This window comes from Haladaptatus halobius (genome assembly GCF_020618475.1).
GTDB classification, from domain to species: domain Archaea; phylum Halobacteriota; class Halobacteria; order Halobacteriales; family Haladaptataceae; genus Haladaptatus; species Haladaptatus halobius.
On sequence record NZ_CP085337.1, the window covers coordinates 307,229 to 330,037 of the forward strand.

Sequence of the window (22,809 nt, forward strand, 5' to 3'; positions counted from 1 at the left end):
GGTTCGGTCGGCCGCGTTCGACCGAAATTCTCGATTTTGAAACCGATGCACGAGCCGTTAACCTAACTCGGGAGAACCGATTCATTCGGATTTTGACCGATTGTTAGCACGAATGTGGAGGACAGAACGCCGTAAATCAGTTGGAAATCCTCTGACGTGAATGGTTCTCTGCTCACGATTTACAGCAGGGGTCACCTGCCGTGAAGTCCAGTACACGAGTTGAGCACGACGTATGGATTACACCTCTGAGTGGCATCAGCAAAAGGCTGACTCCCTCTCGTATCTATCGCTGTAGGTGTGCGCTCGATTATTTGGCTCGAAGTCGGATGGTGATCCCGTCCGGGTCGGCGATTTGGAGACCGGTAGTGAGTTCTGTAACTGAGACATCGGCGTCCGCGAGGCGGCGGCGTACAGTCGCAAACGTCTCCTCGTCCGGCACGACAAATTCGAACCACGCTAGTCCGCGACCACCCGCCGGCTGTGACCGATTGTTCCACGTGTTCACACCGAGGTGGTGGTGGTAGTCTCCTGCTGCGAGGAACAACGCCGATGGTGCCTCCGTCTGCACACGCAGCCCTAACGTTTCGACGTAGAACGCTCGTGCGGCCGCGATCGAGGAGACTTCCAAGTGGACGTGTCCGACCGTCGTTCCGGAGGGAACTTCCGTTGTTCTATCCGACTGCGCAGCAACGTCATCGAGATCGAGCGGTATCGTCCCAATCTGCACCGTGCCGTCGTCTGCACGTGGCCACTCCTCCTGCGGTCGATCCCTGTAGATTTCGACGCCGTTGTCCTCGGGATCGGTGAGATACAGGGCTTCGCTCACGTAGTGATCGGATGCCCCATCCAACCCCCAGCGATCGTGAACCCGATCGAGTGCAGCACCTAAGGCGGCGCGCGAGGGCACCTTGAACGCGTTGTGAAACAGCCCCGCCTGCTCGCGGCCCCTGGGCGATGCGTTCTCGTCTCGCTCCAAGACGAGTAACGGCGTCTCGTTCGCACCGAGTGTTGCCGTCGACTCGTTTCGCGTTCGAACCGTGAGGCCGACGATATCTCGATAGAAATCGACCATCTCGTCGAGATTCGTCACGAGCAGTGCGGTGCGTCCGATTTGCGTCGTCTCCGGAATGATTGATGTACGTGTCATGGGTGTCGGTCTCTCCTGCGGAATCCACTCCATCCGTGCGGAGAGGCGGTTGGTCATCGGATTGCGTCCGGTGATGGGTCGGGAACCGATGTAATTCGTTGGGTCGGTATGCTTCTAGTGGTTCTCGCCTACGGCTATCTCATTCGATGGGGCGACGAACTGATCGAAAAGCGACTACTGCTCAGTCGATAGCGATTCATACCGTCGTTCGGTCGATCCTTTTCGTATCGTGCGTCGAACCCGGAACTTTTTATCGTCGCATTCTGTACGCCAAGCTATGGCGTCACAGGGCCAGAGTCGCGGTGATGCGGATCTGCTGCACTTTCTCACCGTTCACCGAGTAGCGGTCTATCTCGGCGGGCTGGTAGCCATCTTCTCGCCGACCCTCCTCGAAAAGTCCGGCGTCGTCGTGTCCTCGTCGATGCGAACCGTCATCGTCCTTGCGAGTCTCGTGATCATGGTCACGACGTACGTCGGCGAACGGCGGTTCGTGCACGGACGAACCGACGAGAACGCAGCAACGGTCGATTCGACTGAACACTTTGAACGCGTGGGACGAGAGCGCGGAGACGATGCGGAGATGAGTGGCGATGCAACGGATTCGGCCACTGCTTCGACGACGTACCCTCGTCGAACTCGACTCACCGTCGCGCTGGCGGTTGCGGGTCTCGCGGTCGGCTTCTACGTAGCCGTCGAGGTGAGTCCGGTCGCCGGTATCGCGTTCGTCGCCGGCGCGTACTTCTTCGGCTATTTCGCCTTCCGAGGTGAAGACGGTGGGAACTGAATCCGACGATTTCGCGCCTGATCCCGAGGAGTTCGAAAATCTTCCGAACACGAACGTCGAAGTCGAACTCCACGTCCACTTCGGGATGGCGGGGTCGTTCCCCCTGCGAATCGCGGAGCTGTTTTTCGCCGACGACGGCCTCTACATCGCCGAGTACGGCTACATCACGCCGATGTTCGGTCTCGGGACGAAAAAGCACCACCGCGAGGCCGACGCGATGGCTCGCGTGTTCGAGATTCACGGTCTCGACGAGGTACTCGTACAGGCGGACAAGGTTCTCTGGTACAACTACGACACCATCGAACGCGTCCGACTCGACGAAGGTGGGAGGTTCGGTCGCCCGAAACTGACGGTGTACGGTACCAACGAACGTTCAGAAGCCTACCGCCTCCACGACGCCGACCTCGACAAACTCCCGACGAACATCGACGACTGCCTCGCCGACCACGACGTCCAGTTCGACCATCGAACTGGACTCGGGTTCGACCCTGCAGAGAACGTCCGGCGGTTCTTCAGTTAACGTCGTTCGCGCGTTCGTCCGCCGTGATGACGGCGTGTCCCACGACGGCGACGGTCACGCCGAAGACGTACAGCGCCGTCAGTAGCAGGGAGAGCGCGAGTCGACCTGCGGGGGCGGCGGTTCGGCGGCGGCGCGCGAGGAACGCACACCACTCGACGAGCGTCCGAACGAGCCGCGCAGTTCGGGTTCCAGGGCGGCGTTCGAGCGTTGCCGCGACGGGCGGACTTACCGCATAGTAGGCTCGGACGAGCGCTCGACCCGGCAGCGTCGCGGTGAGGGCGTCGTCACGGAACTCTCGGAGGGCGTCGAGCGTCGCCCCATCACCGGCCACGGCCGTCGTGACGAAGCAATTGCTGTGGTGTTGATTGACCGTGACCGCCCGGAGTTCGTCCTTCGGGAACCGTTGTGTCGCCGACGGGTCGAACGCCGGATCGCTCGAAACGATGAAGGCGTCGTCGGCGTGACGGAAATAGGCATCTCCCTCCACCAGTCGCTTCCCGTCCTTCGTGACGACGGTAACGAATTTCTTCCGCCCGTCACCGACGCCTTCGAGAGTTTGGGGCTCGTCATCCTCGGGCATCTTGGACGAGTTTTATCGGGCGCTGTGTTATCGCTTTTGTTCGGAAAAAGGCAGTTCACGCGCTGCCTTGACGTTCTCCCCGCCCTGAAGGGCGAGGATTCCTCACGCTTAGCGTCGAATCTCGCTGATTCGGGCCAACGGAGGCAACTTCCTGTCCGGCGGTCGGACAGTACCGGGTTTGCACGCAATACGTCGGCCCTTCGCAGGGTGTGGCGTGTTGGATATCCGCTTGCACCGTGTGGGCCGTGCCATCGGCCTTCCTCGTCTGGAAGCCACGTGACGAAGCCCACTTGGGCAGGGTTGCTTTTTGGTGACGGAGACCCCAAGCCAACTCCAAGTTTCCCGAGTGAGTTACGTCAATAGATGACGCCAGACGGCATAAGTACGGTGTTCGTGAAAAAGACAGGACGGCGCGTATCCCCGCCCTCAAGGGCGAGGCTTTGCGCCTGTTTCTACGTAATGAAGCCACTAGTTATTCGATAGTTGATTGCTGAACAGGGTATGCCGTCCCAGGTCGAGGCGAACCAAACGAAACGATAGAGTGATCAACTTCAATCGACTTTGTCAATTGGAAAATTCCAACCCTCTTGAGGAAGCTTAGTCTAATACGTGTGTACTCGTCGACTTGAGTTAGACAAGCGTCAGACATACTTCAGTGAAATTCGAAAATGTACTTATTACTTTGGTCGGTATGGACAGAGGATGTCTCGCAGTGACCCTCCAACGAACTCGCTTGGCCAACCGATCTGTGGACGCATCGATCACGAAATAGACGACCCGTGCCAATGCGTCGTTCCGTTTCCTGGGAGAGCGTGTCCGCATCACCGAAGATAAGTAACCGTACTTGACGCTCTCCGACGACTGTAACCGTGAGCCCCCGCTAGTACTGGTCGTCTTTCTTCTTGTACGAGGCGACCTCACGACCGGAATCGGTAGACTACGCAGGGTCGGAGACGTGAATCCGGTCAGTGCCGTCCTCCCTACTCGTGACGGCTATCAAGGCGCCATCGGTAACGGTGAGACCACCGGCCGGGGTCCCGGCGAGGTCGTGGTGCCACCGCTTCTCCGGAGTTCCGGATAGAATCCCACCATCCTCGCCGAGGGGGGGATGCAGTGAGGTAGCCCCCGGACGACGTATCATCGAACGCTCTTCTATCGGCACTCGCACGAACGGGACGCTCCCCAGACGCGTCGTGAACGGATCGCAGGGATCCTCGCGGTCGGCAGTCTTGTGGCGACGGTAGCGAGTGCAATGCTCACCCCGCCAGACCCACTCACACAACTTCAGTTCATGCCGGCCGCCTTCGCCGTGACTGTGCTGGTGTTGTTTCTATTTAAGTACCGGATCAGGGTAACTGAATCGTGATACCAATCGAGCTTGTATCTCTCCGAGTATTTCAACAGAGCCGATTCTGGGAGAACCGGCAAAAAACGCGGAGTCATACCCCACAGCTATTCACCGACGACGTGCCTTGACTGTGGTTCCCGAAATTGATCTCTCGTCTCGAAAAGGACAGACGTTATGTCACTGCTCTCTGTTAGCAGAGAACAAATGACCCTGATTAGCACACCAGAAGAGCACTTCGACGACCTGCCGGAGTTCCCGTACGATCCACAGTACGTCGATGTCGACGACGCGAAAATGGCCTACGTTGAGGTCGACGCAAATGAGGGTACGGCTGCCGACGCAGACGAAACGTTCCTCTGTCTGCACGGCGAACCGACGTGGTCGTATCTATATCGCAAGATAATCCCGACGCTCTCGGAACGTGGGCGGGTAATCGCGCCCGACTTTATTGGGTTCGGCCGTTCCGACAAATACGACGAAATCGAGGCGTACAGCTTCAGTCGTCATTTCGACCAGTTGACAGCGTTTGTGGAAGCACTCAACCTGCAAAACGTCACCCTGGTCTGTCAGGACTGGGGTGGTCTGCTGGGACTGACAATGGCGATGAACGACTCTGAACGATTCACTCGATTGGTTCCGATGAACACTGGTCTCCCGGACGGCACCCAGAAGATGGCGGATGAGTGGCTGGCGTTCAGGGAATTCATCGAATCCACCGACGACCCGGACATCGGACGGATGGTTCAGAACGGCTGCGTGACCGAGTTAGACACAGCGACGAAAGATGCCTACCGCGCCCCGTTCCCCGACCAGCCATCGAAGGCTGGGGCACGGGCGTGGCCGCTGCTCGTCCCTACTCACCCCGAGACGGACGGTGCCGACGCGATGCGAGCTGCCGCGAAGCGACTTTCAGAGTGGGAGAAACCGGCATTCGTGCTGTTCGGCGACTCTGATCCCATCTTTCGTGGGGTTCGTGATTCACTGCGTGAGTCGATTCCGACAGCGACGGATCAACCGGACGTCTGGGTCGAGAACGCAGGCCATTTCCTACAAGAGGATGCGGGCGAACGAATTGCCGAACGTATCGTCAACTTCGTCGATCGAACATCGTGACGAAGACGACCAACCCGGTCTCAGTGGCGGCAGTCACTATCTTCGGAGAGGGGAAGTGTACTTGATTCTGCGGCGACAGGGCGCGGAACTGGGCGAATCAGGGACGACTGAGGACGTACTCTTCAGCGGTCGATTCAAGGCGACTGCCAGAGAGTAACTCACATTGTTATTTCACTCTACAATACCTATTTGCTCTATTCGACCGATTCACGGGCGTATGGTACAAAGACGATTTGTTGCCCCGATCGCAGTCGCCGCATTACTCGTGATGGCCGGATGTCTCGGCGGCGTCGCTTGACTCAGTGACGGGAATTCCACCGAGATGGAAACCGACGGAAGCACGGACGATACGAACTCGAAAATCAGCGTGAGCGCGACGGGCGAAGTGACCGCCGAACCGGATCGGGCAGTTCTAACCGTTGGCGTCGAAGCCACCGCTGCCAACCCGGAGACTGCCCGAAAGCGGGTCGCCGAAAAGGTCTCCACCATGCGAGCGGCGCTCGCCAGCGTCGGTCTCGGCGATGATCGAGTGATAGCCCGTCACTACACGATTCAAGAGGACTACGAGTCAAAGCGTGACCAAGCGACAGAGCCGAGATATCGCACGATTCACTCCTTCGAAATCGAAATCGAGGACGTCGACCGAGTCGGAACGGTGATCGAGACGGCAACGAACAACGGTGCGACGAACGTCGGACGAGTTCAGTTCACCCTCTCCGAGGAAACTCACTCGGAACTCCGCGAAAAGGAGCTTACGAACGCGATGGACAACGCTCGTGCCGACGCCGAGATACTCGCCACCAACGCGAATCTCACCATCTCCGACGTGGATTCCGTTGCCACCAGTGTCGGAAACGTCCGGCCGTATCACGCCGAAGCAAATATGGCTGCAAGCAGTGATGGAACGGACATCGAGTCCGGACCGGTGTCGGTTACGGCACACGTGCAGGTGACGTACAACGCGAAACGGTGACTGGTTTTCCCCATGCGTGGTAACCCTCGCCGTTAACGGTGTGAGAATGTCACTCTCGATTTCTATGATCCTCTGAGGAAATCATTTCGAGTTGTTCTGTCGTACAAACTCGAGATACGGCTTGGCCAACTCGATAGCGTCCATTCCCTCGACGGTTTTCAGTCCGGTATCGTACTCGATTATGCCGACATCGTCCATCAGTGGTAGGTGTACGTGTTGAAGCTTTAGAGCGGTGAACGTCCTCAGTTCGTTTTGTCGAACCTCGCCGTCCGGCTGAAACTCTCTCACGATACAGTCGATGAGTTCCTCGAGTAATGCAGGGTCGTTCTCTTGGAGTAAGTACGCGAGGATAATCCGACGATGCTCGTTGGAGAGGACGGTAATCAGTGTATCTATCGAGATATCGTTCGGCTCAAGGTGCTTGTCGTCCATCGTGCCCAAATGTACCGATGCGATGAGCAAAGTTTGGATGTCTAAAGAATTTACAACCGTCGATTCGTTATAGGGGACGAACTCTTCGACTGCCGAATTAAGCGGTTCGGACGCAAATACCTTCAAAACCGGCCGAATCAGGTCGAATTATTCGACGACAAGAGAAGTGATGAAACATCTCGGCGGAAATTGCGGCCATGTTTGCACCGACGCCACCCTACACATATTGGATTTCGATTATCGGAGGGTTCTGCTGTCACCTCCGGACGAAATTTTCGGAAGGAAGTCGGTTAAAGGGACAAATACCGCGTTTTACGGGGTTCGTATCGGCGGTGCCAGTGAGATCACCGAGTAAATCATGGGATGTGCTTCGGCGTGCTTGGGACTCCGAGTGATTTACGGCCTATAGAATTTGGTGTGCGTTCGGCGTACCTACCTGCTCAACCACCTCTGACCGACCCATCCAAATTTGTTAGGTACTAGTCTAAAAATCGTCAATTCGAACGCTCGATAAGTGGTCGACTCTCGCTGAGGAGTGGCTCACGAGAGCCGTCAATCGTGAACGGTGGTGTATCGAGCGAGGGTAATCCGAATCAGATTACAGACTATCAGCGTCATCGACGAGGATTTCGACCAGCTTCTGTACCCCGGTTCGAACGTGTTGGTGGAACGTAGCCGGTGCAATTCCGAGTGATTCTGCCATATCCTCACCCGAACTGTCACGCGGCCATTCGAAGAACCCAGCGTAGTACGCGGTCTCAAGTGTTGCGTACTGACGTTCCGTGAGAACCTCTTCGAGTGCCATTTGGAACTCTCGATTTGTTCGGACTGACCGCTCGCGCTCGCGTTTACCGACGAGTTCGGACTGGGCGAACGTCGATTGAACCGCTTCGACGGCGATCCTAACGTCGGCCCGTTGAGAGACGGCCGCTCCGACTGTCCCTCTTCCATCGGCGAACGTGGCCGAATGAACGGTTGCGCCGTATTCGGCGAGGATTGTGGCTGGTGATACCCCGGCGATGATGAACTCGATCAGAGCTGTATCCCTGTGGTCGCTGACGAGCCGCGCACGCTCGATGGAATCGTCACCGGCAGCATCTTCGAGCACGCGTTCTGGAGACCCATCGATCACGGTGAAGTACTGGAGGTACGAACCATCGGATTGCGATACGATGCCCTCCATTTCGAACGTGGCGCCGGTCTCGGCCGACTCAGTCACTAAGAACAAATCTTGGTCTGAAATTTCGAATTCTAACTCCACGACCGTGTCGGTGAGGAGTGCCTTCTTCCGTTCGACAGCGTTGATCGCCAACCCGATAGTCTTTCCTAACTCGTGGAGAACGGCTTGTTCTCGAACGCCGAACGCATTCGCCCGTGAGGAAAAGGCAACGAGCACATCATAGACCGTATTTTTATACACGAGCGGAATCGCCGCGGCGAACTGCCGACCGCTCACGAACCGACTCTGGTTAGTGGGCGCGTCGACGGCGACTCCGGTTGGAAGACTGTCGAAGTCGCGGATGATCTGAACTTCACCGGACTCGACCGTCATCGCGATCGGCGTTCCCTCTTCAGCGTCGAACGACGTGTCGAGGGTCCCTGCACCGACCCCAGTTCCGGTCTTCGGCTCGATTTTGCGAATGCCACCATCGACTTCGCCAATCCACGTAGCGTGATACAACTTCGAATCGGTCAACGTTTCACAAACCTGTGTTTCGATCTCTTCACGGGTTGTCGCCTGCACTAAGCCCTGATTCACCTGTCGAATGACCGTATTGATCTGATTGAGCGTCTCGAGTTCGTCACGCTGCCGGCCGAGTTCCAGTTGCTGCTCTTTCACTTCCGTAATATCGTCGATGACGCCGACGAACCGATAGACGTCGCCATCGTCGTTTTGCAGCGGAAACGCGAAGCTGTGGACCCACCGAGTCGAGCCATCGGGGCGGATGATACGGTACTTCTCTTGAAATCGAAGTGCCCCAGTTTCGTTTCCTGACGCCTGCGGTGCCTTTTTCATCGCATCTCCGACTCGTTGCTGGTCTTGTGGATGGACGGCGTCGAGGTGGTTCAACAAACTGTCGTAGACTGAATCCCGTGACCGCCCCGTGATGGTTTCGTACGCAGGATTGATGTATAGTATCTCGCTCATATCGGCGTCGGCCATCCAGATAGCACTGTTAATGTTTTCGGCGATCTGGCGGAGTCGAGCTTCGCTTTCGCGCATTCGCCGCTCCCGTTCCTTGCGATCGGAGATATCCGTTGCGATGACGACCGCTTTCTCGATGACTCCCGTCGGACTCTCGATTGGCGCGATGCTGATAGCAGCCCAGACACGATCACCATCGGGACGTTCGAGGGTGAATTCGGAGTTGAGCACCTGCTCACCGTCGTCGAACACTCGCCCTATTAAGTCTTCGGGTGGAACCCGTTGTCCTCCGGCACTGTAGAACTTCCGCTGGGAGACGTCGAGTGTCCGATTGGTGATCTCTTCCATGGTCAGCCCGAGGAGTTCTTCGGCTTGGTCATTGACCCGGGAGATGTCTCCATCGGGATTGATCACCCCGATGCCGACGGGACTCGTTTTGAGGACGTGCTCGATGACGTCTCGTTCTTCCCGGAGGGTCTCCTCCCGCTCCTTGCGGTCGGTGACGTCTTTTCCGATGATGACCGCTTTTTCGACGTCTCCCGCTTGGCTCTCGATGGGTGCGATGCTAATCGAGAGCCAGACACGGCTACCATCGGGTTGACCGAGTGCGAATTCGGTGTCGAGGACGCGATCACCATCGTCGAACACTCGCCCCAGTAAGTCTTCGGGAGAGATTTGTTGCCCTTCCGAATCGTAGAGTTTGCGTTGAGAGACGTCGAAGGTCTGGTTCGTAAGTTCGTAGTCGGTGAGGCCGAACAGTTCTTCGGCGCGATCGTTGACCCGCGAGATATCTCCATCGGGCGAGATTACGCCAATACCGACCGGACTGGTCTCGAGGACGTGTTCGATCAGCCCGCGCTCTTGTCGAAGCTCTTCGACCCGCTCCTTACGTTTTGAAACGTCACGAACGACACCGACCGTCCCTCGCATTACACCGTCTGATTCGAGAATAGCTATTTTCGCTTCGCAGGGTATCGTCTTCCCATCGGCGGTGTGGAATCCGAACTCGACGGTTCCGACCCGTTCATCCTCGACCCCGAGTAATTCCGAGATTACGTTTGTGCCTTGGGCGACCGTCTCTTCGTCGAGGAGCATCGATACGTGCTCGCCCAGCAATTCGTTGCGCGAGTACCCGGTTATCTCGACGATGGAATCGCTGACCATCTCGAAGTTCCCATCGCTGTCCAACTGATAAACTGCATCACCAGCCAACTCGGCGAGAATCTTGTAATGCCCGGTCGACTGTTCGAAGTTCTCGGGGTGTGTCCGGTTTCGAACGAATCCCGCGAACAACCGGTGATCATCCGGCGTGAGTTTTCGTACATCGATACTGATCTGAACCTCGTGGCCGTCCGCGTGTTGTGCACGTAGGTCGAGTCGCTCAATGGTTTCTTCGCTCAAACGATCAGCGACAGACGGTAGTTCCGTGTCGTGGTCATGGAGGAGGAACGACTCCAGCGGTTCTCCCACGAGTTCGCTTGGTGAGTAACCAAGAACGTTCGTTACCGCCGGGTTGGCGAACACGATTATCCCCTCCTTGTTGATGGCGATTGTCCCGTCGGGTACGAGCCCGACGAGTTGCTGGAAAATCGACTGATCCTCTAACTCCGTAGGGAGGGCAGCGCAAACATCGCTCTCGGATTTCTTCTCGGAGTATGGGTCGTCTTGTTCTCGATTCAACGTCATAGATTGGCATTCGTACGCACTACGACTCAATATAGCACACGGCCGTGAATCACCGTCCGCTTCTTTTTCACCAACCCAAAACCTCCGTAGTTCTGGTATTATCTGCGTTGTTCGTCGGGCGGCGATGTCAGGGTTGTCATGGGGCGCGTTTGACCACGTCACAGCCTTCTGCGGGAGAAAAAGAAAGGTTCGCCAGAGTGTCTCCAGTTCTATGAAGTGCGTGTTGAACCCTTGCAAGTGACGTATTGGCCGGAGTTTTCTGACGGAATTCCACGGGTTTTAGCCGGTGAGAGATCACTCCGTTTCGCCCTTCTCACTATCCTCGGTGATTGTCTCAGCAAGCTCTTCGACGATGAGGTACGGATTCTCGCGGGTGTTTCGGCGACTTCGGTCGACGGAGAAGCGGTCGCAGAACAGAACGTGACCGGCAGAATGTTCACGACCACTGATTTCCCCATCGTCAGGGTCGACCCGCCACACGGAGACCCCCGTTTTCTCGGGAACCGCTGATTTGACGACGAATGGGATAACGCGGTTGGCGTCCACCGCACTCGCCATATAGATGATGTCACACTCGGCGAGATCGGCCTGTTCGTTCGAGACGATTTGGTTGCGGAGTTGGAATAATCCGCCCTTTCCATCCCTCCACAACCACTCAGCGAGCACCGCGTCTGCGGCATCGTCAATTTTGTCGGTGTCGATGTGATCAGTCAGGACCGAGCGAATCGCTCGGACGAACGCATCGTGGAATTCATCGCTGTGGTAGAGTTCGTGTGCGGTCGCCGCGATGGTTTCGAAATCGGACTCGCTCTCCGCGAACTCGTCGCGACGGTCTAAGAGCACCATCGTCCCTCACCCTCCTCGGTGGGGTCGGCGAACTGAGCTTTGACGTAAGTCGGTCGGCGAGTCCGCTCAACGGTGACTTGCAGACCTGTATCGAGGAACGTCCACTGCGCAATTTCGCCCCGGCCAGTGATGAGGTCAAAGCTTACCGATGCGTCGGATGCGTTGGGGGTAGTTGAACTGCGGTTATAATCCAGAAGATTATCGGTGTCGCACTTCGATTCGCTGTCGTTATCTGGATTCGTTAGTTTGGTCAACATTGCTTTGGGTAGTCCGAAGCGCGGTCACGGTGCTGCAACACCGTGACCCGGTTTTCCGGCCATCCGCGCCTCTTACCGTAGTCTACGGGTGACTCCCTCTAATTGGTGACGACGTGATCGGCAGCGTTTCTGCTGAAAAATACCCGTATATATCTCAATTCTCTCGATAGCGTGATGGCAGAATGAGTGGTTCGCAATTGGTTGACCGAGGTGAATGAGACGATTTCACAATAGGAAGTCTGATACGGTAGAGTCGCCTTCGAATCTACCGACTTCACTAGCTGATCTCTTCGTCGCGTTTAGTCACTCGTTGGCGCGTCGAACGATGGCGAGCCATGCTTCGACGCTCTCGTCGTTCGACGGGTCGACTCCCTCCTGGTCAGCGTTGACTTCGAAACGAGCCGGCTCGATCGTCTCCACTGCCCATCCGTCGATAAACGCCGTCCGAAGCTCCGCTTCGCTGATTCGCCGTGGCCCCCATTCGCCCGGTTCCCGATCGCTAAAACAGAGGACGACAACGTGGCCGTTCGGCGTCACGACGTTGCCTAACGACGCGACGTAGGTTTGTCGGTTCTCGTCGTCGAAGACGTGAAACAGACCGCAGTCGAGGACGACGCCGAACTCTTCATCGAGCTCATCGAGCGAGAGCGCGTTCTGGATTCGGAAGCGCACACGCCCAGCTGCGTTACTCGTTTGCGCCTTCTCTCGCGCTTTCTCGATGGCTCGAGGGGACGCGTCGATTCCGAGAACCGAGTATCCCTGACTGGCGAGGAAGAGCGCGTTCTCGCCTGTCCCGCAGCCGATGTCGAGAATCGGCCCCTCGAACGATTGCGTCTCGAACAGCGAGCGAACGGCCGACTGGGGGCGGCCGATATCCCACGGCGGTGTTCCGGCGTACGCCTCGTCGAATCCGTCTTCGGGCGAACTCATCGTCGGAACCAAGGGACGGTACGCCATAGTCTTCTAGGTCGTTAGTTCGGACATCGAGCGCCGTACCCCTCTGACGAGAGCAGTTGTTCGAGTCATTTGAAGCTGATAACCGTGGAAGCAACGACTTGGTGTGTCTTTTAAGCCTATTAGCCAGTACTGCTATTACACCTGCAACAATAGTCCCCGCGTAAGGTGTGACAATGTGGGTAACAACTACGCCCAAAAAGTATTCCGATGGTGGGAAAACGCGAGTCCATCAAGTCGTCGTCGAAGCCCTCGAAGACCACGACGGTGTCGATTTGGATTCGGAAGATTGGGTACTCTACGATTACGTTGACCCCGATCCCCTTGACGACCTGTTCGACCATGATGGGAACACAGTTATGTCAGTTAAATTCGAGATAGAAGAGGCGACCGTCACAGTTTGGCACGATGGCGAGGTTCATGTGAAAGTAGAGTAGTTGCATCCTGTGCTAGGGTAATTCCCCCTCGAAGTGGAGCTTCGCCGAACGATATCTTCTCGTACCAATGCGAGCCAGATTCTTGTGAAGAAAGTATTTGCCGAACTGAGTAAGCCATCGAGTCAATCAGGCGAAAACCTCGTCCAGCACCTGAGAACAAAGGCTTCGACACGAGGGGGCGAGAATGTATCAGGCCACGACCTTCACCAAGGCTTCGATCGTATTTTGGATAACTGAGTCTAGGAGTATGAATTTGAGCGTATAATGCGGACCTCGCCGCGTTTGACGTGAGCTGACCCGGAGCTACGCCCTCTCATCTCCAACGATATCAGAGAAAATAGATAACCGATTCTATCGGGATGATGTTAGACGTATCCTCTAAAACCGTTCGGCTTACAGCGGGAGCATGGAGAAAGCCCACGACTTCAGTCGTGGGAGAAGTCACTATCGGTGATCGTCTCTGTGATTCCACGGTCACTACGGATGCCGTCATCGTTCCCGTTGTGACTTTTACTTGGGACGATTTTTCCGGGATTCAAAGTTCCTTTCGGGTCGAGTGCTCGCTTAATAGCTCGCATCGCACCGACTGCGGCAACGCCATGCTCCAGTTCCATGAACTTGCGCTTGCCCACGCCGATGCCGTGCTCGCCGGTTGCAGTGCCGTCGAGATCGATGGCACGCTCTACAAGTTCGGTGTACGCCTCACGAGCACGGGCTGACTCTTCTGGATCGTCGTAGTCAGCCAGTACGAAGTAGTGTAGATTTCCGTCACCGGCGTGGCCGAAGCAAGGAATAGAGAAACCGTACTCCTCGCCAACGTCCACGACCTCGGCGATCATTTTCGGATAACGACCGATGGGAACTGTTACATCGCCAGGTGGCCCGATGTCGAGATCTGGATCATACTCTTTGGCTGCATAAGTGATATCCTTGCGAGCCTGCCAGAGTCGCTCCATCTCCTCTCCAGCGGCGATCTCCATCTGCTCGAGGCCGTGCACCTCGAAGATACTTCGGCAGAAGTCGATCTCCTCGTCGATGCCGTGGTTGGCATGAAACTCAACGAATACCATCGGCTGTTCTGGCAAATCTGTATTGGAGTAATCGTTGGCCAATATCGCAGTTTGGTCGTCGATGAGTTCGATCTTGGCCACGTCCACCCCCGACGTGACCGCATCAGAGATCGCTTCAGTAGCGTTATTTAACGTCGGGAAGACGGCGCGGCCGCCCTTGACTTGTTCAGGACGACCGGCGAGTTCGAGTGTTGCTCGCGTGATAATACCCAACGTCCCCTCACTACCGATGAGTAGTTCCTTCAAGTTGTAGCCACTGGAGGTCTTGGCTGCTTTGCTTCCGGCTTCGATGACGGAGCCGTCAGGCAATACCGCTTCTAATTCGAGTACCCAATCGGCGACTTCACCGTATTTGACCGTCTGCTGGCCAGACGCATCGGTAGCGATCATCCCACCGATTGTGGAGATTGCCCCCGAAGATGGTAGTGGCGGGAAAAAGAGTCCGTACCGCTCGAGAGCCTCGTTGACGTCTTCGCCGATGACGCCCGCCTCGACGTCGATCTGGAGGTCGTCAGGGCGGATCTCTCGGATGACATCCATTCGCGTGGTGTCGAGGCTGATACCGCCCTCGACTGGTGTGGCGTTGCGCTCCAGTCCTGTTCCCGCAGCATAGGGCGTGACCGGAACTTCGTGGTGATTAGCCGCCGTAACGATCGCAGCGACGTCCGAGGTTGATTCGACAAAGACGACGATGTCTGGCTCGACTTCGTCCTCTTTACGGGTACCGAAGTCTCCAGCGTGATTCCCTCTGTCGAATTGGCTTTGCGAAAATTTTCCATCCAACGTAAGATCCTCAAGAAACGAACAGTCGTACGCCATAGAGTCCAGACGTAAGCACCAGACATAAATCCCCGACCAAGTGGGTATACGCGGGGAGAGTTCGAACCGCCTCGGAATCACGCCCCAAGGCACTCGACCTGCTTTATCCGTAGAGGAATAGATATCGACACCGTGATACGTAGGAATGGGGTCGACCTCCCCGCGATTTCGACAGAAGATCATGCTCACTGATGAACCAACGTTGTGAGGAGTCAGATCTCGGTGTCGAGGGTGAGTATCTGAAACCGCATGGAGCAAGCCATTATCTCGGTGACAAATTGTATCGGACAACCCCAACAGATGCTAACCGCTGGCGTCGGTACTGGGATAAGCAATTCAATGGGAGAGTTCCATCTTCGTCGAGAGGGTTCGGCGACTACTCATAAACCAGGCCAGTGAATTTGCTCCATTTGGATACGGATTTTAGGAGCGGGCAATGTCTAGTTTAGTGCCTCCTCGACCGGCATTCGTCCGTCTCGAAGTTCGGTGAAATCACTAGCTAGATCGCGACATCGATGTTGTCGTGTCTGGCGGAAGAATACGGGCATATGGTGTGCCCGCCGTTCTCTGATTAGCGGAGTGGTCTGAATCCCTCTTGGACCTCGGACGCCAACAGCTCTGGCACTTCCCAGGCCGCAAAGTGCCCGCCTTCGTCGAGCTCGTTGTAATAGATGAGGTCGTGATACGCCTGCTCTGTCCAACTCCGCGGGGCTGGATGGATCTCGTCAGGAAAGATGCTCACGGCAGCCGGGATGGAGACGTCGACAGCATCGTAGAAGCGGGCCTCTCCTTCGTGCAAAGTTTCCCAATAGAGACGAGCCGAAGAAACCCCCGTATTCGTCAACCAGTAGAGCGTGATGTTGTCGAGGATGTCGTCTCGTGTGATGTCACCGAACGGTTGTCCGGCAAAGAGGCCTGCGATTCGCTCGTAACTGCGGATGTCGTGGTCAAGCATCCACGCTGCCAAGTCGACGGGAGAATCCGCCAGTCCGTATAACGTTTGGGGACGCGTCCCCATCTCGATTGCATAGCCTATGTCCTTCGTAAAGAACTCGTTCAGCCGCTCGTACGCCCGAATTTCGTCGTCTGAGAGATCGGATGGTGCCGGATCGCCGCGCACAAGCGCCTTTGACACTCCGGGTGGAACAGTAGAAGGCATGTTGGAGTGAATGCCGAGCAATTCCGGAGGTTCCTGCATAGCCATCACGTCGCAGATACCCGCCCCCCAATCGCCGCCTTACGCCACAAACTCCGTATATCCCAGGCGCTTCATCAGCTCAACCCAGGCACGTCCGATGCGGCCAGGATCCCAGCCGGTCTCGGTCGGCTTGCCCGAATACCCGTAGCCCGGCATCGACGGAATCACCAGATGGAACGCATCGGATGCGTTGCCGCCATGCGCCGTGGGATCGGTAAGTGGCTCGATAATCTTCAGAAACTCGAGGATCGAGCCAGGCCATCCGTGTGTGACGATGAGCGGCAACGCCTCTTCATGGTCTGAACGAACGTGAATGAAATGGATGTCTAGCCCGTCGATCTCGGTTTTGAATTGCGGTAGGTCGTTCAGTTTCGCCTGGCACTTGCGCCAATCGTACTCTGACTCCCAGTAGCGCGCGAGTTCCTGAAGCGTAGCGAGCTGGACGCCTTGCGATTGATCACTGACGGTTTCCTCGTCGGGCAACCGCGTTTCCTCCAGGCGTCGGTGGAGGTCATCAAGTGCCTCTTCTGGAACGTCGATGCTGAAGGGTTCGATTTCGGTTTCGTTGGACATGTGGTTTCTCCTTGGATTGGTGGATATGGCGGCAGAAGGAGTGGATCGTGTCGGCTTTGGCCGAATGTTTACCTTTCCACCCACCGCCGCATCTCCGTAGCCCTCCTCGTCGAGGGGGGGCGACCCGTGGCCGGGTCGATGCCACCGCGGACCGGAAGGGTGGCCCTTGAGGCTTGGTACCGTAATTGACTGTTTTTATGCGCTGCTGTCAGTCGTTTATCTATCTGGCTTCCCCCTCCCCACGGAAGTAAGAACGACATGCGAGGTATTAGATATCGCTGAAAATTAGATTTCAACTAGGGATTTTTATATAGCCAATGATTTGTCACTGTCTAGTTGAGTGCTTCGAGGGGTGTTTGACGGTCTAATGCCTGATGCGGGCGATGCAGATTGTAATAGCGTTTTAACTGTTGGCACCGTTCTCTAACTGCTCGCCGACTGCCAGTCCAACTCGTATAGAAGCGGTCGGTGCGTTGTTTGAAGGTCTGAAACCCTTTCTCGATATGGTTTCGGTCGGCATAGTCGAGGTGACCGCTTAATCCGAGTCGCGAGAGGGCAGTCGTATAGCCAAAACCATCGACGGGAAACGTCGTTTCGAGACATCGTGTTTCTCCGTGAGGCGGTGGATGAATGCCGCCGCAGGGTCGGTTCCGCGACGACTGAACAACTCGACGTCAAGCAGAAGTATCGTCTCAAGATCAGTTGCGGCGTACAGCCAACACCACACATCACCGATTTGGACAGCGGTTTCGTCTACTCCGTCCCGCCGACTGCTTCGCCATCGCGGGTCGGGATCGGTGTCGGCCAGGCGATGAGTCCACTGGCGAACCGCACCGTTGGAGTGATCGACACTCAGCCAGTCCGAAACTGCTTGCGTCTCCCTGACCGACAACCCCATCGAATGGAGACGCACCCCAAACCGTCGGGCAGGTGTCGGTGTGCGCTCGTTCTCCCAAACGTCTTGCTGCCCCGTATCTAACGTCTCACCCAGGGTCGGCAAGTTGCATGCACACCAACTACTCCGACCTGCTCACTCCTCAACTAGACAGTGTTTAGGAGCGCTATTGTCACCGAACTCCGAGAAGATACCACCTTCAATACGCGTGAAACAGTTACGTGGCGCATGGTCGATTTGAAGAGCTCTCAACCGTGTTACCACATGCGTGTATACCGCGCTAACACGCATCTTCAGTCGGCGGCCATAGAATCAGTGGTTGCCTGTATCACTGCCATGTGGCGGTCAGCAGTTGCCGCGTCTACGCCGGCCGTGTGGAGGTCGCTGACGACTACCTCGTCGTCGGCTGCCCACGCGATTACGTCGAGATTGTTTCCATGAGCAAGATCGATGATATCCGTCTCGAGACATTGCTTCGAGTGGGGATGAAGCGAGTCGCACGCAAGGGCGAGCGCGGTTCGAATACCAGCAGTGACGCCCACCGTTTCGCCGAACAGGTACCCCCGCACCATGTTCGGGTCGTGTTCCTGCACCTCGGTCAGTGCGGATGGGAGAAATGAGGTAATGCGCGCATCCACACCGGCGTCGTTGATGTGCCGCAGTACGTCGGCCGCTATCCCCGATTGTTTGAGTTCTACTTGGACGCTCACTTCCGACGGAATTGCGTCAAGCGCCTCAGACAACAGTGGGATTCGCTCGCCGGAATCCAGAATTTCTAGTTTCCGCAGTTCGTTCCACTTCATTCTGGCGACCGAACCGTGTCCCTCGGTCAGGCGATCGACGGTTTCGTCATGGAAGACGACGAGTTCGCCCGATTGACAGCGTCGGACATCAATCTCAACGGCTGAAAAGGTAAGCGATGCTTGCTTGACTGCATAAACGCTATTCTCAGGATATTGATCCGCGCACCCTCGATGGGCGATGAGTTCCATTATTCGAATGGTGCACTGAACTCTCGAAGAATAAGCTTACCGTTTCGATCTAGGATCGGTGGACGCTGTCAAATGTCGGTTGCCGTGGAGAGGTAGTCGTTTACGCGCGTCCACGAGGTCGTTCGGACGATTGATTTCGAGATGGTTAGCTGATGGAATCACCAGCCGTTTTGTCGGCAATTCGGGGTAAATATGTGGATACCATTCTGTGCGGTTGCGGGCGAGGAACTCTATTGCCTCCATCCGATACTGACGACTGACGATCCCGACGCCGGCATGACGGTGGCCAGGAACCATCCCATAGTCGATGACGTTCCCCTCCTCGTCACACTGAATCGCGGTGTGTTCGTTTTGAATGCCCGGGAGACAGGCCACGATGTTGTATCGACCGTCCAGTGTCGTGTAATGCTGTAAAAGCCGGTCGATAATCGACGGTGTGACCACCACGTCGCCGTTCAACACGAGAACGTCATCGTCAATGCACTCGAGAGCACGCCGAAGTGACTCGGCATTTTCGTACTTTTCCCAGCGTTTTAGAACGATGACATCGACTGTGGTGAGGTCGTCGATGACGTTCTCGCACTTATATCCGAGCATGATCGTAATCCCATCGACGCGACCACTGAGTGCGGTGCGTTGATGGTCAAAAAGCGTCCGGCCGTTGACCTCGAGAAAGGCCTTTGGAACGTCTGTAGTCGAGTCCCCCATCCGACTTCCGCAACCAGCTGCGAGAATCACTGCCTGCATGCGATCACCTCCGCGGCGGCGCGTTCACCGGCCCGCCCGTCCATGGGAATACCGAGGTCTGCGCGACACGCCGCCTCACGCTCGGCGACCGATTCTGAGTAGCCCCGTTCGTAGAGGTCGTCGACAGACGAGATGTCGAAATCGGCAACACTCGTCACGTACCCAATTTCGGGGACGGCGGTATCCTCGACGGGGATATCGGTCAACTGGATGAGAGGCCGTCCTGTGTGGAGCCACTCGGCGATGATGCCGGAATAGTCGGAAATGAGCAAGTCGGCGACCAGCATGCTCGCATTCGGCGTCGGATTCTCATCGAAGATTACGTTTGGGAGTGCCGAGATTCGCTTCTTGCAGGCTTGCGTGAGCGACCGTCCCGGCTCCTCCGTTCGATCCATTGGATGCGGTCGGAAGAGCAGTTCGTACTCGGTATCGGCGAACGTGTCGAGAATTGCTTTCGCAGTGTGTAGGTACGACCCACCGCCGTAGTTGTGATTGGTCGGCGCGTACAGCACCCGTTTTTCACGAGGTGCGTCAGTGGCGACGAGGTCATCGGCCTCCGGAATCCCGACAACCGCGACGCGAACGTCGTCGGAAAACACCTCTCGGTATCGCCGCGCCCACCGCTCACCCGGCGCAAGTGCGGCGGCGACGGCGTGTCCGATCGTCTCGGTCGTTACGGTTCTCTCTCCACGTCCGACCGACGCACCGTGTCGGACGTGGACGAGGGGATACTCGTCGTGAAAATCAACGTCCTCGATTCGATACCGGTGGTTGTACACCACGACCGCCGGGTCAATCGTCCGTACGTTTCGATCGACGTCTGTCATGTCGTCGACATCTAGCTCCGGAATACTGTCGCTACACCCGCGGGCTTCCGGACGAACCGGGATGTACGCTGACGAGACATCGACGTGGTTATCGATCGATTCAAACGTCTTCCCCATAAATCTCCGTTCTATGATATACAGTATTTCGACCATGGATTCCCCCTGCTACCCCCGTGGAAGTGAGTACGTTACGCAACTACAGCGCGATATCAGCGCAACTGTTTCTCGTACACCCTGCTCCCTAGGAGATATTCATATTTAATAATGTCCCTCGGTACAGTTTATACGGTGACGGTGAACTACTACGTTCAACTACACACGAATGGCTGCGATGTTCACGACGAGTAACGCGATTCCCAACTCGAGTGAGACCTCCGACGAGCGGTGGGACGAGCACTGTCGGCTCTGCTTGGATACCACCGGGTGTAAACCGCTGACTAGCAACCCACAAAATCATGGCAAACTGATATTATAATTCGTTCTACTACTAACTCCTCGTTTCCGGCTCGCGCGCGGTTCGTCAGACAAATCTTCAACAGTCAATTGATGACGTTGGCATCTAGATTGCCTACCCGAAACATGACTTTTTAGCATCACACGTTGGCTGGAGTGGGATGCACTATGGAGGTGCTATATGAATATGCCCGGTGTATTGGGCGTAACTGGTTCCACCGGAGCCATACTACGAGGGACTAGACAGATGCGTGAAGCCATCCTCCATCTCAGCGACTCCCAGCTTGCAGCGGCCGGACTCAAGACCCTTATCGAGGCTGTGAGGAGGGCAGGGTTCCGCGATGCGACGGAACTCGTCTGCCACGGCCCAGGCGGCGTTATCTTACTTCAGGTCGATGACTCACTCTCAGAATCCGAACTGGACGGCTTCGAATCAGTCGTCTGGTGGGAACGACTGGCCTCATCATCGTCAGGCGTGACCTATTTGTGCAAAATCAGTGCGCCAGACCTCGCCGAGGACTTTCCCATTCACCAGCACGGCGTCACCCATGATGTCTCCAACATCTGCGAGGGCGGACTCGATTTCTCGGTCATCGGATCGCAGGATGAAATCGGGCAAACCGTTGCGCCAGCCAGCGACGCGGGCCTGAACGTCCTTCTCGAGCGGTTGACGGACTACCGAGGGCCGACCTCCCAACTCGATGTGCTCACCGACTGGCAGCAGGAAATCGTTCAGACGGCTTATGCAATGGGTTACTACGAGGCTCCACGTGAGGCGTCAACCGACGATACCGCAAGTGAAGTTGAACTGGATCCATCGGCTGTCGCGGAGCATCTCCAACGCGCAGAGCATAATCTGTTATCACAGCTGTTGCAGGGATCTGACCCCTCTGTGTGAGATGGAGGCGCTGGATACTGGGCTACAGTCGGGGATTGAAATCATCATCGCGTTGTCTCACCCCTGATGGGCAACATCCATCGGCATTGCCATGGTGATCACGTCAGTTTGTGTATTCCACTTACGATTGGCTCGCCGACACGTCGATGGCGACTCCGCAGGTTACCGCTGCAGTGGCACTGGTCAAAAGTGTCAATCCGGGATATACTGCGAATCAATCCGTTTCGTCGTTGAAACGTGCTGCTGACGTGCCTGAGGGCTGCGAGAATGCCTATTATGGCTCCAGGTATCTCAACCCACTTCTAGCCGTTACAAATTAGACTGCCGTTCTGCCCTCTATAGCCACGGTGATTTTACTTATTGAGACGGTATGCAACTGTGTATGGCGCATACGAAAGTCAACTATCAGGACGTCGAGGCAGTTGGTGACGGGCTACACTTCCTCCGGGAGCCGCTCGGATGTGAACAGTTCGGCATTTCAGTGCTCGAATGCGACCCCGGTTGGACAGGGAAAGAACACGCACACGTCGACCGAGAACACGAGGAGGTGTACCTCCTGATTGACGGGGAAGCGACGGTGACGGTAAACGGCGACGACGTAGCGATGGAGAGCGGTGATGCACTCCGAATCCCACCGGAAGCCACCCGCCAAATCCAAAATGGAGACACCGAGTCGCTGTTCGTCCTGACTGGTGCACCGTGAAATCGACTCTAATGCCTGAAAACAAGAAAACGTGATTACAAAGGGTTTGCAGTCGGGTCAGCCAGTTCCAAGGCGAGAAGTTCACCCATACCCTCATCCGGGGGGCAAACAACCCTGACGGTGGGGACGTTGGTGAACTCACGTTCGTCGAACCGATGATTACGACGGAATTCCTCGACGGAAAACCGGACAATGTACACACACCGATCAGTACCCCCCCGGTGTTCGCTGAGGTAGGCTATACCCGACCGAGTACGCGATTCGTTATCTCGACGTGCTCGATGTCTACCTAATCACCCTCGAAGCGTTCAAGTGGTTCCCCGCTGCGGAGTGACCGCTTTTCTCGGGAGCCACGAACAACCTTGCTACGGAATGTCCGGTGATATTTCAGGAAGCGGAAATCAGTTTAAT

19 protein-coding genes and 2 pseudogenes are annotated in these 22,809 nt (G+C 56.2%); 8 read left to right on the forward strand and 13 right to left on the reverse strand.

Annotation, left to right across the window (positions count from 1 at the left end; all coding sequences use genetic code 11):
- Positions 1–307: 307 nt before the first annotated feature.
- The gene (locus LIW51_RS25345; RefSeq protein ID WP_227378902.1) at positions 308–1,147 is read right to left on the reverse strand and encodes a VOC family protein; all 840 of its coding nucleotides are present in this window, start codon (positions 1,145–1,147) and stop codon (positions 308–310) included.
- A 277-nt stretch (positions 1,148–1,424) separates the two neighbouring features.
- Between LIW51_RS25345 and LIW51_RS25350 the strand changes: the two genes are divergently transcribed.
- Together LIW51_RS25350 and LIW51_RS25355 are read left to right on the forward strand one after the other, a co-directional pair.
- A complete protein-coding gene (locus LIW51_RS25350; RefSeq protein ID WP_227378903.1) occupies positions 1,425–1,931 on the forward strand; it encodes a hypothetical protein in 507 nt (168 codons plus the stop codon).
- The gene (locus LIW51_RS25355; RefSeq protein ID WP_227378904.1) at positions 1,921–2,451 is read left to right on the forward strand and encodes a hypothetical protein; all 531 of its coding nucleotides are present in this window, start codon (positions 1,921–1,923) and stop codon (positions 2,449–2,451) included. Before LIW51_RS25350 ends, LIW51_RS25355 begins: the two co-directional genes overlap by 11 nt.
- Here the strand turns inward: LIW51_RS25355 and LIW51_RS25360 are convergent.
- Both LIW51_RS25360 and LIW51_RS25365 read right to left on the reverse strand, forming a co-directional pair.
- Positions 2,444–3,031, reverse strand: coding sequence for a CFI-box-CTERM domain-containing protein (locus LIW51_RS25360; RefSeq protein WP_227378905.1), 588 nt, complete (start codon positions 3,029–3,031; stop codon positions 2,444–2,446). The two genes, LIW51_RS25355 and LIW51_RS25360, sit on opposite strands and share 8 nt — an antisense overlap.
- 937 nt (positions 3,032–3,968) lie before the next feature.
- Positions 3,969–4,313: a hypothetical protein gene (locus LIW51_RS25365; protein ID WP_227378906.1), complete on the reverse strand. Its 345-nt coding sequence runs from the start codon at positions 4,311–4,313 to the stop codon at positions 3,969–3,971.
- Positions 4,314–4,583: 270 nt separating this feature from the next.
- Here LIW51_RS25365 and LIW51_RS25370 point away from each other — a divergent pair, with 270 nt between their 5' ends.
- Together LIW51_RS25370 and LIW51_RS25375 are read left to right on the forward strand one after the other, a co-directional pair.
- Positions 4,584–5,492, forward strand: coding sequence for a haloalkane dehalogenase (locus LIW51_RS25370; protein ID WP_227378907.1), 909 nt, complete (start codon positions 4,584–4,586; stop codon positions 5,490–5,492).
- Between the two features lie 322 nt (positions 5,493–5,814).
- Positions 5,815–6,465 (forward strand): SIMPL domain-containing protein, encoded by a 651-nt coding sequence (locus LIW51_RS25375; protein ID WP_227378908.1) that lies wholly within the window; start codon positions 5,815–5,817, stop codon positions 6,463–6,465.
- Between the two features lie 81 nt (positions 6,466–6,546).
- Here the strand turns inward: LIW51_RS25375 and LIW51_RS25380 are convergent, their stop codons facing one another.
- From LIW51_RS25380 to LIW51_RS25395, 4 genes are all read right to left on the reverse strand, one after another.
- Positions 6,547–6,897 carry a DUF7344 domain-containing protein gene (locus LIW51_RS25380; protein ID WP_227378909.1) on the reverse strand — a complete coding sequence of 117 codons (351 nt, stop codon included), beginning with the start codon at positions 6,895–6,897 and terminating at the stop codon, positions 6,547–6,549.
- A 598-nt stretch (positions 6,898–7,495) separates the two neighbouring features.
- Positions 7,496–10,729, reverse strand: a complete 3,234-nt coding sequence (locus LIW51_RS25385) for a PAS domain S-box protein (protein ID WP_227378910.1) — start codon at positions 10,727–10,729, stop codon at positions 7,496–7,498.
- Between the two features lie 294 nt (positions 10,730–11,023).
- On the reverse strand, positions 11,024–11,575 hold the full coding sequence (locus LIW51_RS25390; protein ID WP_227378911.1) for a hypothetical protein: 552 nt from the start codon (positions 11,573–11,575) through the stop codon (positions 11,024–11,026).
- 560 nt (positions 11,576–12,135) lie between these two features.
- A complete protein-coding gene (locus LIW51_RS25395; RefSeq protein WP_227378912.1) occupies positions 12,136–12,762 on the reverse strand; it encodes a class I SAM-dependent methyltransferase in 627 nt (208 codons plus the stop codon).
- Between the two features lie 200 nt (positions 12,763–12,962).
- Between LIW51_RS25395 and LIW51_RS25400 the strand changes: the two genes are divergently transcribed.
- On the forward strand, positions 12,963–13,223 hold the full coding sequence (locus tag LIW51_RS25400) for a HalOD1 output domain-containing protein (protein WP_227378913.1): 261 nt from the start codon (positions 12,963–12,965) through the stop codon (positions 13,221–13,223).
- 425 nt (positions 13,224–13,648) lie between these two features.
- Here the strand turns inward: LIW51_RS25400 and LIW51_RS25405 are convergent, their stop codons facing one another.
- The 6 genes and pseudogenes from LIW51_RS25405 to LIW51_RS25430 all read right to left on the reverse strand — a co-directional run bounded on the left by LIW51_RS25405 (position 13,649) and on the right by LIW51_RS25430 (position 20,461).
- Positions 13,649–15,112, reverse strand: coding sequence for an FAD-binding oxidoreductase (locus LIW51_RS25405; RefSeq protein WP_227378914.1), 1,464 nt, complete (start codon positions 15,110–15,112; stop codon positions 13,649–13,651).
- A 571-nt stretch (positions 15,113–15,683) separates the two neighbouring features.
- Positions 15,684–16,883, reverse strand: a pseudogene (locus LIW51_RS25410) (epoxide hydrolase family protein).
- Positions 16,884–17,215: 332 nt separating this feature from the next.
- Positions 17,216–17,890: pseudogene (locus LIW51_RS25415) on the reverse strand (IS6 family transposase).
- 181 nt (positions 17,891–18,071) lie between these two features.
- Positions 18,072–18,770, reverse strand: coding sequence for a glycerophosphodiester phosphodiesterase (locus tag LIW51_RS25420; protein WP_227378915.1), 699 nt, complete (start codon positions 18,768–18,770; stop codon positions 18,072–18,074).
- A 36-nt stretch (positions 18,771–18,806) separates the two neighbouring features.
- The gene (locus tag LIW51_RS25425; protein WP_227378916.1) at positions 18,807–19,517 is read right to left on the reverse strand and encodes an NTP transferase domain-containing protein; all 711 of its coding nucleotides are present in this window, start codon (positions 19,515–19,517) and stop codon (positions 18,807–18,809) included.
- The gene (locus tag LIW51_RS25430) at positions 19,505–20,461 is read right to left on the reverse strand and encodes a CDP-glycerol glycerophosphotransferase family protein (RefSeq protein WP_227378917.1); all 957 of its coding nucleotides are present in this window, start codon (positions 20,459–20,461) and stop codon (positions 19,505–19,507) included. Before LIW51_RS25430 ends, LIW51_RS25425 begins: the two co-directional genes overlap by 13 nt.
- 583 nt (positions 20,462–21,044) lie before the next feature.
- Between LIW51_RS25430 and LIW51_RS25435 the strand changes: the two genes are divergently transcribed.
- The 3 genes from LIW51_RS25435 to LIW51_RS25445 all read left to right on the forward strand — a co-directional run bounded on the left by LIW51_RS25435 (position 21,045) and on the right by LIW51_RS25445 (position 22,398).
- The gene (locus LIW51_RS25435; RefSeq protein WP_227378918.1) at positions 21,045–21,695 is read left to right on the forward strand and encodes a helix-turn-helix domain-containing protein; all 651 of its coding nucleotides are present in this window, start codon (positions 21,045–21,047) and stop codon (positions 21,693–21,695) included.
- Positions 21,696–21,841: 146 nt separating this feature from the next.
- Positions 21,842–22,015, forward strand: a complete 174-nt coding sequence (locus tag LIW51_RS25440; protein ID WP_255767582.1) for a hypothetical protein — start codon at positions 21,842–21,844, stop codon at positions 22,013–22,015.
- A gap of 62 nt (positions 22,016–22,077) precedes the next feature.
- Entirely contained in the window at positions 22,078–22,398 is a 321-nt protein-coding gene (locus LIW51_RS25445) for a cupin domain-containing protein (RefSeq protein ID WP_227378920.1), read from the forward strand.
- Positions 22,399–22,809 lie beyond the last annotated feature (411 nt).